Below are 16,185 nucleotides of genomic sequence, written 5' to 3' on the forward strand. Positions count from 1 at the left end.
AACTGCGCGTTATTTAGGATAGAGGATAAACAATCTATTGAGCTGTTTTATAAAAAGCAACCGATAAGCAACCAAAAAGCAACCATTATAGTTGCTTTTTGGTTGCTTTTTTGCTATGATCACTGTGAATAGGAACCGTATTATACGAGGGCATTATGTATGTATTTTAGTGATAGATCAAGAGAAGAGCTTATCAGAGAGCTTGAGAGCCTTCCTAAAGGAAACATAACATATAAGAATATTCGTGGTGCTAAGAGGATGTACCTTGGTGGTAAGTATATTAAGGCTGCAGATGAGCTGGCGATTATGTCTCAGATCGAGCGGAGGAATAGGATTGAAGCTGAGCTTAAGGAGCAGCTTTCTGGGAATGTCCTTTCAGAAAGCGCGCCTTCATTTGGCGTGGGTTATCAGACTAATGTTATCTGCGGTAACAGGTTACAGGATTACGTAGATAGCGTGAAGATGTACAAGAGGAGAGAGTGCTTTAGTAGTCTGTCCGCTTTTCTTGATTCTGACATATCAGGGAAGGTTTGCCTTGTATACGGGCTTCGCAGAACCGGTAAGACCATTATGATCTTCCAGGCTATATCTGATCTTGATTTAAGTAAAGCTGCGTATATCAAGATTATGCCATCCGACAATATGTCTATGCTTAACAGGGATTTGATGACCCTTTCCGGGCGGGGATATAAATATGTTTTTATTGATGAGATTACTCTGATGAGTGATTTTATCGATTCTGCATCACTTTTGTCAGATGTATATGCCATGAGTGGCATGAAGATAGTGCTGGCAGGTACGGATTCTTTGGGCTTTGTTTTTTCAAAAGATGAGGAGTTGTACGATAGAACAGTTACTATTCATACGACATTCATCCCATTCAGAGAGTATTCCTCACTACTTGGAATAAATGATATTGATGAGTACATCAGGTATGGCGGGACCTTCCGAGTGGGCGAGACGGATTTTGATGATCCTTTGCTAAATGATGAGGGTATTTCTTTCCGAGATGATGAGACCACCAGGAGATACATAGATACTGCGATTGCCCGTAATATTCAGCATAGTCTTGCGTGCTATAAGGATGGTGAGCATTTCAGGCATCTTGTGGATTTATATGAAGCGGATGAACTGACGAATGCCGTGAATCGAATAATTGAGGACATGAATAATAGATTTCTGGCATCTGTTATTACAAGGGGTTTTAAGTCACATGATCTTGGCTCGGCAGCTCAGATTGATAGAAAGCGTGCTGCTGCAGAGAACAGGCTTAGTATTCTTGATGAGGCTGATATAAGCGGTGTGATCGCCAGATTCATGGAGATTCTTGATATAAAGAATAAGGATGATCTAACAGTTAAGATTACAGACGACCATGTATCTGAGATTAAGGAATATCTGAGGCTTCTTGATCTTATAGTCGACTGTCCTTCGGAAGGTATAGGCTGTAGTCCGGTTGAACATATCATCTTCACTCAGCCGGGCATGCGATATTGCCAGGCACAGGCTCTGGTTTACTCTATTATGAAGGACGAAGCATTCAAGAAGTTTTCAATCTTGGAAAAAGACAGACTTTGCAACATGATTCTTGAAGAAGTAAAGGGACGAATGCTTGAGGACATCGTTCTTCTCGAAACTCAGAAGAGGCTTCCTAGAGGTAAGAGGGCGTTTAAGCTTATATTTGCTGTGGGCGAGTTTGATATGGTTATTGCTGATGAGAAGACCCTAACCTGCGAGATATTTGAGATAAAGCATACGGAGAATGTTTTCGCGGATCAATATAAGAATATGGTTGATGAAGAAAAATGTCTGTTGACAGAACATGACTTTGGTACAATAACTAATAAGACGGTTCTTTACCGCGGGGAAGATACTGTAGTGGATGGTATCAATTATGTGAATGTTACCGGGTATCTTGCTAAGTTGTAATTTTATACTAAGGAAATTATTTGGTTTATGAGTAAACAGGTATTTACTGCAAAAGATCACACTTTTACGATTTGTGCATACGGAGAAAGTGAATATATAGAGGAATGCATACAATCCGTGACTTCGCAGTCACTGCAGACAAATGTGATCATGTGTACATCGACGCCTTCAGAATTTTTAGAGGGTCTGGCGAAGAAATATGACATACCCTATTTTGTAAATGAGGACCGCAAGTTTAACAGCGATATCGCAACAGACTGGAACTTTGCCATTAGCTGCGCTAAGACCAGGCTCGTTACCATAGCTCATCAGGATGATTTGTATAAAAAGGATTTTGCAAAAAAGGTTATTGAGCATTTTAATGGCACAAAGAGGCCACTTATTGCATATACCGATTATGCGGAGCTTAGGAATGGAGTAGAGGTTTCTGATATAAAGAATCTTAATATCAAAAGGATTATGCTGTTTCCATTAAGACCAAGGTTCATGTGGGCTTCCAGGTTCATGAGGCGAAGGATGCTTTCCTTCGGCTCTGCGATATGTTGTCCATCGGTTACCTATGTTCCTGAGAACCTTCCCAATCAGCTTTTTATTCCTGGATACAAGGGCGGCATAGACTGGCAGGCATGGGAGAGGTTTTCAAGAAGAAAAGGCGAGTTTGTTTTTGTAAATGACAAACTGATGGTCCACAGGATTCATGATGATTCTGAGACCACTGCCCTAATAAATGGCAATACCAGGACTCAGGAAGATTTTGAGATGTTCTGTAAGTTCTGGCCAAAACCTATAGCCAGAATCATTGAACATTTTTACAAGAATAGCGAAGAATCCAATAATTTATGATATAATGTGATGTCAAACTTATAATCTACACCTAATGGTTGTGACGGAAAGGAAGAAAAATGGCTAAAAAAGCACTTATAACAGGAGTAACTGGTCAGGATGGTTCATACCTTGCAGAGTTTTTGCTTGATAAGGGATATGAGGTTCACGGAGTAATCCGTCGTTCATCCGTTGATTATAGAGAGAGAATTGCACACCTTGAAGGTGTTCCCGGTTTCCATCTTCACTATGGAGATCTCGGAGATTCCATGAGTATCATGCAGGTTGTAAGTAACGTAAGACCTGATGAGATTTATAACCTTGCTGCACAGAGTCATGTTCAGGTTTCTTTTGATTCACCTGAGTTCACGGCAGACGTTGATGCCACAGGTGTACTTAGAGTTCTTGAAGCTGTTCGCCTTTGCGGACTTGCTGATACATGCCGAATTTATCAGGCATCTACTTCAGAGCTTTATGGTAAGGTTGAGGAGGTTCCTCAGAATGAGAATACACCCTTCCATCCTTACAGCCCTTACGCTGTTGCCAAGCAGTACGGCTTCTGGATTGTTAAGGAGTATAGAGAGGCTTACAACATGTTCTGCTGCTCAGGTATTTTGTTTAACCACGAGTCAGAGCGCAGAGGTGAGACCTTTGTTACAAGAAAGATCACTCTGGCTGCTGCCCGCATTGCTCAGGGCAAGCAGGATAAGCTCTATCTTGGTAACCTTGATTCACTCCGTGACTGGGGATATGCCAAGGATTACGTAGAGTGTATGTGGCTCATCCTTCAGAATGAGAAGCCTGAAGATTTTGTTATCGCTACAGGCGTTCAGCATTCTGTTCGCGAATTTGCTACACTTGCATTCCATCATGCAGGCATTGAGCTTGAGTGGCAGGGCAAGGATATAGATGAGAAGGGTATCGACAAGGCTACAGGTAAAGTTCTTGTAGAGGTTAGCCCTGATTTCTACAGACCCACAGATGTTGTTAATCTTTGGGGCGATCCCACCAAGGCTAAGAAGGAGCTTGGCTGGAATCCTACCAAGACAAGCTTTGAAGAGCTTGTTGAGATCATGGTTAAGCATGATATGGAGAAAGTGGCAGTTGAGCGTGCAGGCGAGCATATTAAGATGAATCTTGCTGAGTACCTTGAGAAGGGCGTTGTGAAATAATATGAACATAATTCTTTTATCCGGTGGTTCCGGACAGCGTCTTTGGCCCCTTTCCAATGATGTAAGGTCAAAGCAGTTTATCAAGATTTTTAAAGATGAGAATGGCACCTATGAGTCCATGGTTCAGCGTGTTTACAGACAGATCAGGGAGGTTGATGCTGATTCTAACGTTACTATTGCGACCAGTAAGACTCAGGTTTCTGCTATAAATAACCAGCTTGGTCCTGATGTGGGCATTTCAATTGAGCCCTGCAGAAGGGACACTTTCCCTGCAATCGCTCTTGCAAGCGCATATCTTCACGACAAGCAGGGCGTAGCTATGGATGAGCCTGTAGTGGTTTGCCCTGTTGATCCTTATGTGGACAGAGCTTACTTTGAGGCTCTTAAGAAGCTGTCAGACCTGGCTGCCAGCGGCAGTGCAAACCTTACACTTATGGGAATCAATCCCACATACCCTTCTGAGAAGTATGGCTATATCATTCCTGAAGATAAAAATGAAGTATCTAAGGTAACAGCATTTAAGGAAAAACCCGACGTAGAGACAGCCAGGGATTATATCGAAAAAGGTGCTCTTTGGAATGGCGGTATCTTTGCTTACAAGCTCTCATACCTTCTTAATAAGGCTCATGAGCTTATAGACTTCACAGATTATGATGATCTTTTTGCAAAGTACGAGACTCTTGATAAGATCTCATTTGACTATGCAGTAGTTGAAAAAGAGTCCAGCATCAATGTTATCCGCTTCGGTGGCATGTGGAAGGATCTTGGAACCTGGAATACTCTTACAGAAGCTATGCAGGAGAATGTTATTGGCGATGCGCTTCTTAACGAGAACTGCGAGAATGTCCATGTTATTAACGATATGAACGTTCCTGTAATCGTTATGGGCATCAAGAATGCCGTGATTGCTTCATCTCCGGAAGGTATCCTTGTATCAGATAAAGAGCAGAGTTCCTATATCAAGCCTTTCGTTGAGCAGATCGAGCAGCCCATCATGTTCGCTGAGAAGTCATGGGGCAGCTATCAGGTTATAGATGTAGAGAAGGATTCAATGACCATCAAGGTTACTCTTAACCCCGGTCATTCCATGAACTACCACAGCCACGACAGAAGAGACGAAGTGTGGAACATCGTTCGCGGCTCAGGTAAGACCATCGTTGATGGTATCGAGCGCAATGTCTCAGCCGGAGATGTAGTTGCCATGGCAGCAGGCTCCAAGCACACTGTCATCAACAACGGCGATGAAGTTCTTCAGATCATCGAGGTCCAGCTCGGCTCCGAGATATCAGTAGAGGATAAGCACAAGTTTGAACTTTGATGAACTTTTGATAGATTATTAATAACAGATAGTAGACGCCGTTTTATACCTGGTCGGGTATAAAACGGCGTTTTTGCGTATATAGAGTTGATTATACCGCTAAAGCGTTATATAATGGAATAACGTTATAGCGGTTTTTGTTCAAAGATGATTTTGAGGTATATGCAATGAAAGATTTTTGTGGGAAGAAGGTCAACTGTAAGGAAATGAGCGTTGTTACTCAGATTCCGTACAGTACCTTAAATGATATAGTTAATGGCAAGACTGATCCCGGACAGATGAGATTTTCTTATGCCAAGAAGATAGCGGACTATCTTGGCGTTTCGCTGGATGAATTGTATGAATCTCTAAATGGATGTCATGTGGATTTGGAAATTGATGGCGGAGAGATTATCGTCAGGAATAAGAGTTATTATCTGCGTTGTCAGGCCTATGCTGATAAACTTGTCAGATTATGTAAGGTTAATAAGACAAATAGTTATTTTGTAAGAGATGTAGCAAAGTGGAAAATTGAGGAACTTAGAGAAGAAGCGGAGTGGGAAAATGTCAAGCAAAGATTTTATTCTGATGCGCAAGGATGAGGGCATTGCTGTATGCAAATTAAATGAAAATGGTCATATGATCAAATTCTCTATAAAGGATGATGCCATTGAATTATTGCCGCTCGAAGACAGAAATAACAGGCAGGAATGGTTGAAGCTCTGGTGGAAAGATAGGGCTGTTCCGATAAAGCAGGGAAGAATAGCTAAGTTTTTGTCTGCAAAGGGGATTATGCTTCCGGAAGAGTATCTTATGAATAATCTGGGGCTTAGTCTTACAGATTATTATTGGATAAGGCCAATGGATGTTGACCTAAAATGGAAAGATGTAAATCTTTTTGACAATAAGTTCACTGAGAATGTGCTCATCTGGCCGGATGAAGATGAGGATGAGGAGAACAGGGAAGCGCAGTATTCTCCAAACAGTTCTTTGCAGGGACAGTTGGAGAAGACCTGGACTATAATAGACGGCGAGAGATATCTTATTAAAGGTAATCATTCAAATCTGTCTACGGAGAGTATTAATGAAGTGGTTGCAACTGCGATCAATGAAGAGCAGGATCATACAAACCATGTAAAATACAGCCTGGTTCACATCAATGGGAAAGAGTATGACTATGGATGTTCCAGTAGGCTTATGACATCACAGAATAAAGAGTTAGTATCTGCGTATGCTCTGATAAGCTCTCGTAAGAAGAGTAATGATATTTCCAATTTCCAGCATTTGCTGAATGTGTGCGAAGATTATGGCATGAACATAGGCGAAGTAAGAGAAGATCTGGATTATCAGATTTTATTGGATTTTGTCATGTCGGGTTATGACAGACACCTGAATAATATTGCATTTTTGCGCAATGCTGATACGCTTAGAATCGAGAGGGTAGCACCTGTTTATGACTGCGGCGGAGCGATGTATGCTGGGATGCGCATCCCTCAGGATAATAAGGAATTAATTGGACTAAAGACCAATGGCTTTGCCGCTAATGAGCAAAAGATGCTTAAGCTTGTTAATAATCCATGGGCACTAGATACAGGCAAATTGCCATCAACCACATTCATCAAGGAGATGTATTCGAAGGATTCACAGATGAACGATAGAGACATTGATAGACTGGCTAGTATATATGCTAAGAAAATTGATATGCTCGAGAAGTGGAGGAAAAGCGTTTGAGTAGAGGATATGCCTACAGTCATAGCTATCATGAATGAAGCCTTTTCTGATCTTAGTGTTCTTGGCGATTTTGAATCAGATGATTATATGTCTGACTGGTATGGTATTTCAGATTATGCTATGAGAGGATTTGTATATGTCCCTGTATGCGGCGGCGGAACAGCCAACAGCGAGTTTGAATTTCTGACAGGGCTTTCCATGGCAGGGCTGAATGTAGGAGTTTACCCCTATCAGCAGTATAACCTGGAAAATGCATATAATATCGGTCATGACCTGAATAAAATCTGTGGCGAAACAATTGCTTTTCATCCCTACACTGCATCGAACTATAACAGAATAAATGTCTACAGGAATTTCGAATTTGGCAGTTACTACTCCAAGGATGACATGGATAAAAAGGCACCCGTAATTAACTGGGGTGTATCAGATGAAGCAGACTATAATAAACTTATAGAGCTTTATGAAAACAGCAAAAAGCCATCCTTCCTTTTCAACGTTACAATGCAGAATCACGGAGGGTACGGCGCACCTGAGACTCTGACAATAGATGACTATGTATCTGTCGGTGAAGACTATAAGCAGTTTTCAAGCTTTATAAGTTACCTTACCCTTGTAAGAGAGTCATCATCTGCATTCAAAAATCTGCTTGATCACTTCAGAGGTTCTGATGAAAAGGTGATCATCGTGATGTTTGGCGATCACGAGCCCGGACTTATGGATGGTTCTATGGAGGCTATTCATGAAAATGACGGGAGCGTTGAGGCAAGCAGCCGCATATATATGACTCCTTACATGATCTGGGCAAACTATGACCTGGGTCATGGTCAGGTAGAAAAAGACATGAGCCTTAATTATCTTGCTGCCAATATGTATGAGCTTCTTGGAATAAAGACGGATTACACAGGATATCTCCTTGACCTTCAAAAGCAGTTTACCATTATCGGAGTATTTGGTTACAAAGATGCTGCGGGCACCTGGCATTCCTATGATGAACAAAACGATAAGATAGATGAGTATTTTCGCGTGGAATATCATGAGCTTACAGGGAAATAAGCGAATGTTTGACCTTCTCTGATATAATGTGTTATATATAACATCTAAGATTTAATAGAATCGAACTTTATTAAATGCATTTTCGCGAAAGGAATATATAATATGTGCGGAATAGTTGGATTTATTGGTAAGCATCAGGCAGCTCCCATTCTTCTTGAGGGACTTTCCAAGCTTGAGTACAGAGGCTATGACTCAGCAGGAATCGCTGTCAGAAATGGTAAGGAGAAGGCTGAAGTTGTTAAAGCTGTAGGCCGCCTTAAGAACCTTGAAGAGAAGACAGACGACGGTCAGTCAGTGATTGGATGCTGCGGTATCGGACATACCAGATGGGCTACCCATGGAGGTCCTTCACAGACCAACGCTCATCCTCATGTTTCAGGCAATTGCACAGGCTCCGCTTCAGGTACTGTCGAATCTACAGTTGTTGGTGTACATAACGGAATTATCGAGAACTATCAGGAACTCAAGGAAAAGCTCATAAAGAATGGTTATGAGTTTTATTCAGATACAGATACTGAGGTTGCAATTAAGCTTATTGACTACTACTACAAGAAGTATAAGATGGGCCCCATCGATGCACTTGCCAAGACCATGGTACGTGTACGCGGATCCTATGCTATTGAAGTTATGTTCTCGGATTATCCGGACGAGATCTATGTTGCAAGAAAAGACAGCCCCATGATCATCGGTATAAATAATGGTGAGACCTTCGTTGCATCAGATGTTCCCGCTATTCTTAATCATACTAAGAACGTATACTACATTGGCAATAATGAGATGGCTCGCCTTATTCCCGGCAAAGCTGAGTTCTATGACCTCAATGGCGATCAGATAGAGAAAGAGCTTGTTGAGATTAAGTACACTGCTGAAGCAGCAGAGCGCGGCGGCTATGAGCATTTCATGATGAAGGAGATCCACGAGCAGCCCAAGGCTATTCAGGATACCATCAATTCACTTTTAAAGAAGGGTGAAGTTAATCTTTCAGAGGTTGGTATCACTGACGAAGAGATTAAGAATATTTCATCCATCACAATCGTTGCCTGTGGTTCTGCATGGCACGTTGGAATGGCAGCTCAGTATGTAATTGAGGATCTTGCAAGAATCCCTGTAAGGGTTGAGCTTGCATCAGAATTTAGATACAGAAAGCCTATCCTTGATAAGGATGCCCTTGTAATCTGCATTTCACAGTCAGGAGAGACCGCTGATACTCTCGCTGCCCTTCGTGAGGCAAAGGAAAATGGCGTAAAGACTCTTGCTATCGTTAACGTTGTTGGTTCTTCTATCGCAAGAGAAGCTGACCACGTTCTTTATACACTTGCAGGACCTGAGATTTCAGTTGCTACTACCAAGGCATACAGCTGCCAGCTTGTCGCTACATATCTTCTTGGCCTTCGTTTTGCAATTGTTCGTGAGAAGATCGCTAAAAAGGATTACACCAACTATATCTCAGAGATCACCAGAATCCCTGAGTGCATTCAGAAGGTACTTGATGATAAGGAGAGACTCCAGTGGTTTGCAGCTAAGATTGCCAATGCCAAGGACGTATTCTTCATCGGAAGAGGTATCGATTATGCCATCGGCTTAGAGGGCAGTCTTAAGATGAAGGAAGTATCCTACATCCACTCAGAGGCCTATGCAGCAGGTGAGCTCAAGCACGGCACCATCTCTCTTATTGAGGATGGCACCCTTGTTGTTGGTATCCTTGGACAGGACGATCTCTACGAGAAGACCATTTCAAACATGGTTGAGTGTAAGAGTAGAGGCGCATACCTCATGGGGCTTACAGCTTATGGCAAATATGAGATCGAGGATACAGCAGATTTCGTAACCTACGTGCCCAAGATGGACAAGCACTTCATCGGTTCCCTTGCGGTTATCCCGCTTCAGCTTCTTGGATACTATGTATCAGTTGCTAGAGGTCTTGATGTTGATAAGCCAAGAAACCTGGCAAAGAGCGTTACAGTAGAATAAAAATCAAAAGTGCCGGCAGAATCAAATCTGTCGGCACTTTTTTAAAGCGGAGTCGGAGGGATTCGAACCCTCGTGCCCAAAAAGGACAAACGCATTTCGAGTGCGCCTCATTACGACCACTTTGATACGACTCCATGCACGTTTTACGCGCTTTTTCATTATACGAGGATGAATGTTTTTAGTCAATAAAGTTATTGTTGGTGCGCCTAATATTCGGTATAATATCATGGATGAAAAAGACACATTTTTGTGTCCTGAGTTTTGTTTTGGGAGTAGGGCTTTTTAATGGCATACGTAGCTTTATATAGAAAATTCAGACCGCCCGTTTTCGATGATGTAAAAGGGCAGGATCATATTGTTACGACGCTGAAGAATCAGATAAAATCTGACAGAGTTGGACATGCCTATCTGTTTTGCGGAACGAGAGGTACAGGTAAGACCTCTGTTGCCAAAATCATGGCAAGGGCCGTAAACTGCGAGACACCAAAGGATGGTAATCCCTGCGGCGAGTGTCCCACCTGTAAGGCTATTGAGTCGGGAGCAGCCATGGGCAATGTCATAGAGATAGATGCTGCTTCTAATAACGGCGTTGAGAACATCAGACAGATCATTGATGAGATCTCATATTCACCCACAATAGGAAAATACAAGGTTTATATAATCGACGAGGTTCACATGCTCTCTACGGGTGCTTTTAATGCGCTCTTAAAGAGCCTTGAGGAGCCGCCGTCATACGTTATCTTCATTCTGGCTACCACAGAGGTTCACAAGATCCCTATCACGATCCTCTCCAGATGCCAGCGCTATGATTTTCACAGGATCACCATTGATACCATAGCAGACAGGCTTCGCGAAGTAGTAAATGCGGAGAATGTAGCAGTTGAAGATAAGGCTCTTAGGTATATTGCAAAGGCAGCAGATGGTTCCATGAGAGATTCCTTAAGTCTCCTTGATCAGTGCATCGCATTTAATTACGGCGAGGAGCTGACCTATGACAGAGTACTTGGAGTTCTCGGCGCAGTTGATACCAAGGTTTTCGGTGATCTGTTTTCATGTCTTATCAGGCAGGACGTTACAGCAGCTTTGGAGCTTCTCTCGGAGATAGTAATTCAGGGCAGAGAGCTTACGCAGTTTGTCAGCGATTTTATCTGGTACCTGCGTAACCTTATGCTGATCACCGCTTCCGACAATATGGAAGATGCCGTGGATATGTCCACAGACAATCTCCGCACATTAAAGGAGCTCTCTGAGGGTACGGACGTAGATACCATAATGCGTTATATCAGGGTGTTCTCGGAGCTGTCAGCTAACTTGCGTTTTGCAACACAAAAACGTATCCTTATAGAGGTTACTCTGATTCGTATCTGCAAGCCGCAGATGGAGGACAGCAATGACGCACTCACCGACAGAGTGCGCATCCTTGAAGAGAAAAATGAAGAATCCGAGAAGATCTTAAGCGGCATTAAAAGTGGCAAGATCGCAGTAAATGCAGCACCCGGCGGTGCCAAATCACCTTCCGGCGGCCTTGCTGATGGCGCCGCTCCTATAGATGCTCAGAAAAAGGAAGCCCTTGAGCTTGCTGTTGCAGAGGATGTAAAAAGAGTAGTAAACGACTGGGGCAGGATCCTTATAAAGATGCAAAATCCCATGCGCACATATCTCGAAAAAGCTGCATTAAGCCAGGGTAATGACGGCAAGCTTTTCATCGTGCTTGATGTAAAAGAGCGGGTTGATAAATACAATGAAGAGCCCGGAAAGAGCGAGCTTTCAGCTGTTCTTGACGAAAGTATCGGTAAGCACGTCGATTTTGAGATGCGATATGCCAGCCAGGACAGACCTATGGAAGAGCAGTATGTTCCTCTTAACAATATTCATTTTGATATTATTACTGAGGAGGATGAGGTCATGCCTGATATTCCGGATGCCGCAGAGGCTACGGATGGCAGCACTGAAGATGGCCCGGCAGATGATTTTGATAATTCCGGTGGTGACATCATAACAGGCTTTGATGATGAAGAGTTTGGCGCTCCGTCAATGATGGATCGTGAGGATGCATTCAATGAACAGCAGATGAGCGATGAAGAGAATGCATTCGAAGAAAAAGATGATAACGATGACAATGACGAATAAGAAAATGGAGGATTTATAAATGGCAAAACGTGGAGGATTTCCCGGCGGAATGCCCGGTAACATGAACAATCTTATGAAGCAGGCGCAGCGCATGCAGCGTCAGATGGAGGAGAGCCAGAAGGAACTCGAGACAAAAGAGTTTAAGGCAAGCGCAGGCGGCGGAGCTGTAGAAGCTACAGTTACAGGCGCTAAAAAGCTTACAGCTATCACAATCGCACCCGATGCGGTTGATCCCGACGACGTTGAGATGCTTCAGGACATGATTGTTGCAGCAGTTAACGAAGCCATGGATCAGGCAGATAAAGCTCAGGGCGACATCATGGGCAAAATGACAGGCGGCCTTGGAGGTCTCGGAGGACTTTCATTTTAATGGATCTATACAGCGGACATATTAATAAGCTTATTGAAGAGCTTGCTTCTCTTCCCGGCATAGGCGGTAAATCCGCCCAGAGGCTCGCTTTTTACCTTATAGGCCTTCCCAAGGACAGGGTAAAAAGGCTGGCTGATTCCATAGTGGATGCCAGGGAAAATGTACACTATTGTAAGGAGTGCTTTACGCTGACTGATGATGAGCTTTGTCCCATCTGTGCCAATGAGAAGCGCGATCACCACACTATCATGGTTGTTGAGAACACCCGTGATCTTGCAGCTTATGAGAAAACAGGAAAGTACGAAGGTGTATACCACGTGCTTCACGGAGCAATCTCACCTATGTTAGGTATCGGTCCCGGGGACATCAAACTCACGGAGCTTGTCACGAGACTCCAGAGTGAGGATGTGGATGAAGTTATAATCGCCACCAATTCAAGTCTTGAGGGCGAGACCACAGCTATGTACATCAGTAAGCTTATAAAACCTACGGGGATAAAGGTTACGAGGATTGCCAGCGGCGTTCCTGTCGGCGGCGACCTCGAATATATTGATGAAGTTACATTGTTACGAGCATTGGAAGGCAGAACAGAACTTTAATGTAAACGGAGGAAAATGAAATGACTGTAAAGAGGGAGTTTTTGGGAGAATCAAAGCAGGGTGCACCTATCTATGGCTACCACATCACCAATGAAAAGGGCACTGAGCTCAGTGTTATGAACTATGGTGCTGCCATTCGCGGCATCATCGTTAAGGACAAGGACGGCAATAAGGTTGACGTGGCTCTTGGCTACGAGGATCTTTCCGGATATTATGGCAACGACTGCTTTCTTGGCGTTGTTGTTGGCCCCAGCGCAAACCGCGTAGATAAGGGCACATACACCATCGATGGCAAAAAGTTCACAATGGCTATCAACGATGGCGAAAACAATCTTCACAGTGATTTTGATAATGGTCTTCACAAGAGAGTATGGGACGCTGATGAATCAGAAGACAGCGTAACCTTTACTCTTAAAGCTGAAGATGGCGATATAGGTTTTTCAGGAAACAGAGAGTTTAAAGTAACCTACAGCCTCTCTGAGGATGATGCTGTTTCCATTCACTATCATGCAACAAGTGATGCCAAGACTCTTATGAACATCACAAATCATTGCTATTTTAACCTCTCCGGTCACGGTGCAGGTTCTATCTGCGATCACATCGCACAGTTCAATTCAAGTACCACAACACCTGTAAGAGCAGGTCTCATTCCCACAGGCGAATATACAAGCGTAGAGGGAACTCCTTTTGATTTCAGAAAAGAAAAGGCTATCGGCAAAGATATAGATGTAGATAACGAGCAGCTTAAGCTCGGCGGTGGCTATGACCACAACTTCTGCATCGACGGTGCAGATGGCACAAAGAGAGTTTTTGCAACCGTTAAGAGTCCCAAGACCGGCATCACAATGCAGTGCTCAACAACACTTCCCGCATTCCAGTTCTATTCAGGCAATTTCCTTGATGCTGAGGGCGGTAAGGACGGCGTTACCTATAAAAAGAGAGACGGCTTCTGCCTTGAGACTCAGTTCCATCCGGATTGCATCAATCATGACAATTTCCCGGATCCTGTTTTCGGACCGGAGCGCGAGTATGATTCTATTACGGTATATAGGTTTATTTAAGTTTTATGGCTGAAGTCAGAGATTTTACCAAGTATATAAAAAGAAATTCAGATAATGATGAAGAGGAAGAGCAGGAGTACCGCGAACCCTCGTATACAGAGAAGATACGTAAGCACAGAATAGCAGTAGCTGTAAGGACAGTGGTGATCATCGTCACCCTGTGCCTTTTGACAGCCGCAGTATACATCAGCTGGAGAGATAAGCATTTCACGGAAAGCACAGTTACCTCCAGTGTCAGAATATCGGACTCTGCAGGCGCTAGTGCTATTAACCTTGACGGCTATGTCCTTCAGTACAGTAAGGATGGTGTAAGCTGTATCAACGCAGCAGGAGAACAGCTCTGGAACAGAACTTACCAGATGCAGAATCCCACTATCCATACCTGTAAAAATGTTGTAGCCATAGGTGATTACAACGGACACAACATCTATGTGGCCAATACAGGCGGGTCCCTTGGAGAGATTGAGACCAATCTTCCTATCAGAGATTTCTGCGTGGCAGCCCAGGGCGTAGTAGCAGCAGTACTTGATGATCAGAATGTCACATGGATATATCTTTTCGATGCTTTAGGCAATACCCTTGCCAGCTTTAAGACCACCATGCAGGATAGCGGATATCCCGTGGATGTCAGCATTTCTCCAAGCGGAGAGCTTGTTTGCGTATCATATCTTAAGGCAGACAATGGCAGGATAAAAACCAGCGTAGCATTTTTCAACTTCGGCGCAGTTGGACAAAACATTACAGATAACTACGCAAGTGGCTACGACTATCCAGAGACCGTTGTTCCCTACGTGCAGTTTATGAACGACAGCAAGATATTTGCTGCAGCCGATGACCGCATCATGTTTTTCTCAGGTAACGAAGTTCCAACCAGCCAGACAGAAGCCATGACAGGTGATGAAGAAATCAAATCTGTTTTCTATAACGAGTCCTATGTGGGCGTTGTTTTCATAAATAATACCTCTGAAGGCGCATACAGACTACAGGTCTACAATACTCAGGGAAGTCTCGTGACGAAAATATTCTTTAATATAGAATATGTAGATGTGTTCTTTGACAATGAACAGATAGGAATCTACGGAGAAAGTGAATTCCTTCTCTGCGATATGAACGGTGTTGAGAAATTTAAAGGCAAGTTCGACCGCGCAGTAAAGGTAATGATCCCCACAAATGTCAGAAGCAAATTCCTTCTGGTAACAGATGGCTCCATAGATACTTTAGAACTTAACTGATAGGGAAAAAATATGGATATCGTGAATTTTATTTCTCAACCGCAGGTGATAGTGACACTTGCGGTTGTCATTATGTTAATGTGGAGAATTGCATACGGCTATAAATACGGACTCATCTCAGAGCTCCTTGAGATCGCAGCTCTTGCAGTGGGCTTTGTGGTCTTAAACCTCACTGCCGGCGTTATCGAGAAGTTCCTAAGTGGCGGTGGCCTTCATATAATATCTTCTATAATAAGGATTGCCGTTGTGGTTGCCATATACAGAGTCATCCAGGGGATCTCCAAAGGCGTCCGTGGATCCAAGAACGTACCCATGGTCAGCTCGGTAAATAAACTCCTTGGCGCAGCCTTTGGTTTCATAGAGATATACATCTGGCTAAGGATACTGAATTACATCATTGGCTATGACTTTGAAGGTGCCATAAAATTTACAATTACATCCCTGATGGGGCTATTTAATTAATTTTTTATTAATTCCAAAATTCTCATTGACACCTTAGAGGGTGGATGGTATATTTATATTCGCTCGCTGCGAGTGATAGAAACGACTGACCGGAAGGCTTCAGCGTCTACACAAAAGCGAACAAAAATAAATTAAAAAAGTTCTTGACAAAAAGAGCTGCAAATGATAATCTATCAGAGTTGCGGCTGACAAGCCAAGACAAAGCACTTTGACAATGGAATAGTAATGCAACCCTGAAAATTCCAAAAAGAAATTTTAGAGAACAAAACAAACCTAACAAGGTAAAAACGGACAGAACAAAGCCAAGCTTTAGTTCTGGTCAGACGAACGATCCAGTCACTTTAAGTGATTAGATA

Annotated in this window: 14 protein-coding genes and 1 tRNA gene; 14 read left to right on the top strand and 1 reads right to left on the bottom strand. The window is 43.1% G+C overall.

Features of this window, described 5'->3' with window-relative positions:
* Window positions 1–159: 159 nt before the first annotated feature.
* The 8 genes from G603_RS0105310 to glmS all read left to right on the top strand — a co-directional run bounded on the left by G603_RS0105310 (window position 160) and on the right by glmS (window position 9,975).
* Window positions 160–1,929, top strand: coding sequence for an AAA family ATPase (locus G603_RS0105310; protein ID WP_026669550.1), 1,770 nt, complete (start codon window positions 160–162; stop codon window positions 1,927–1,929).
* Between the two features lie 27 nt (window positions 1,930–1,956).
* Window positions 1,957–2,772, top strand: a complete 816-nt coding sequence (locus tag G603_RS0105315; protein WP_026669551.1) for a glycosyltransferase family A protein — start codon at window positions 1,957–1,959, stop codon at window positions 2,770–2,772.
* 59 nt (window positions 2,773–2,831) lie between these two features.
* A complete protein-coding gene (gene gmd / locus G603_RS19345) occupies window positions 2,832–3,923 on the top strand; it encodes a GDP-mannose 4,6-dehydratase (protein ID WP_051197623.1) in 1,092 nt (363 codons plus the stop codon).
* A 1-nt stretch (window position 3,924) separates the two neighbouring features.
* Entirely contained in the window at window positions 3,925–5,241 is a 1,317-nt protein-coding gene (locus G603_RS0105325; RefSeq protein ID WP_026669552.1) for a sugar phosphate nucleotidyltransferase, read from the top strand.
* 167 nt (window positions 5,242–5,408) lie between these two features.
* Window positions 5,409–5,822 (top strand): helix-turn-helix domain-containing protein, encoded by a 414-nt coding sequence (locus G603_RS0105330; RefSeq protein WP_026523844.1) that lies wholly within the window; start codon window positions 5,409–5,411, stop codon window positions 5,820–5,822.
* Window positions 5,785–6,951, top strand: coding sequence for a hypothetical protein (locus G603_RS0105335; RefSeq protein ID WP_026669553.1), 1,167 nt, complete (start codon window positions 5,785–5,787; stop codon window positions 6,949–6,951). Before G603_RS0105330 ends, G603_RS0105335 begins: the two co-directional genes overlap by 38 nt.
* A gap of 9 nt (window positions 6,952–6,960) precedes the next feature.
* Window positions 6,961–8,004 (top strand): LTA synthase family protein, encoded by a 1,044-nt coding sequence (locus G603_RS19350; RefSeq protein ID WP_051207499.1) that lies wholly within the window; start codon window positions 6,961–6,963, stop codon window positions 8,002–8,004.
* Between the two features lie 102 nt (window positions 8,005–8,106).
* The gene (gene glmS, locus G603_RS0105345; protein ID WP_026669554.1) at window positions 8,107–9,975 is read left to right on the top strand and encodes a glutamine--fructose-6-phosphate transaminase (isomerizing); all 1,869 of its coding nucleotides are present in this window, start codon (window positions 8,107–8,109) and stop codon (window positions 9,973–9,975) included.
* Window positions 9,976–10,022: 47 nt separating this feature from the next.
* Here the strand turns inward: glmS and G603_RS0105350 are convergent.
* A tRNA-Ser gene (locus tag G603_RS0105350) sits at window positions 10,023–10,109 on the bottom strand.
* A 151-nt stretch (window positions 10,110–10,260) separates the two neighbouring features.
* Between G603_RS0105350 and dnaX the strand changes: the two genes are divergently transcribed.
* Genes dnaX through G603_RS0105385 form a run of 6 tightly spaced genes read left to right on the top strand, consistent with a single transcriptional unit; the run spans window position 10,261 to window position 15,829 of the window.
* Window positions 10,261–12,105 carry a DNA polymerase III subunit gamma/tau gene (gene dnaX, locus G603_RS19355; RefSeq protein WP_081669837.1) on the top strand — a complete coding sequence of 615 codons (1,845 nt, stop codon included), beginning with the start codon at window positions 10,261–10,263 and terminating at the stop codon, window positions 12,103–12,105.
* A 19-nt stretch (window positions 12,106–12,124) separates the two neighbouring features.
* Entirely contained in the window at window positions 12,125–12,475 is a 351-nt protein-coding gene (locus G603_RS0105365) for a YbaB/EbfC family nucleoid-associated protein (protein WP_026523848.1), read from the top strand.
* The gene (recR, locus tag G603_RS0105370; RefSeq protein ID WP_026523849.1) at window positions 12,475–13,074 is read left to right on the top strand and encodes a recombination mediator RecR; all 600 of its coding nucleotides are present in this window, start codon (window positions 12,475–12,477) and stop codon (window positions 13,072–13,074) included. The genes G603_RS0105365 and recR overlap by 1 nt, the downstream gene beginning before the upstream one ends.
* A gap of 20 nt (window positions 13,075–13,094) precedes the next feature.
* Window positions 13,095–14,135: an aldose epimerase family protein gene (locus tag G603_RS0105375; RefSeq protein ID WP_026669555.1), complete on the top strand. Its 1,041-nt coding sequence runs from the start codon at window positions 13,095–13,097 to the stop codon at window positions 14,133–14,135.
* A gap of 5 nt (window positions 14,136–14,140) precedes the next feature.
* A complete protein-coding gene (locus G603_RS0105380) occupies window positions 14,141–15,367 on the top strand; it encodes a DUF5711 family protein (RefSeq protein WP_026523851.1) in 1,227 nt (408 codons plus the stop codon).
* A 12-nt stretch (window positions 15,368–15,379) separates the two neighbouring features.
* Entirely contained in the window at window positions 15,380–15,829 is a 450-nt protein-coding gene (locus tag G603_RS0105385; RefSeq protein ID WP_026523852.1) for a CvpA family protein, read from the top strand.
* The last annotated feature ends 356 nt before the right edge of the window (window positions 15,830–16,185 follow it).

The organism is Butyrivibrio sp. AE3006, from assembly GCF_000424165.1.
In the GTDB taxonomy this organism is placed as follows: Bacteria; Bacillota; Clostridia; order Lachnospirales; family Lachnospiraceae; genus Butyrivibrio.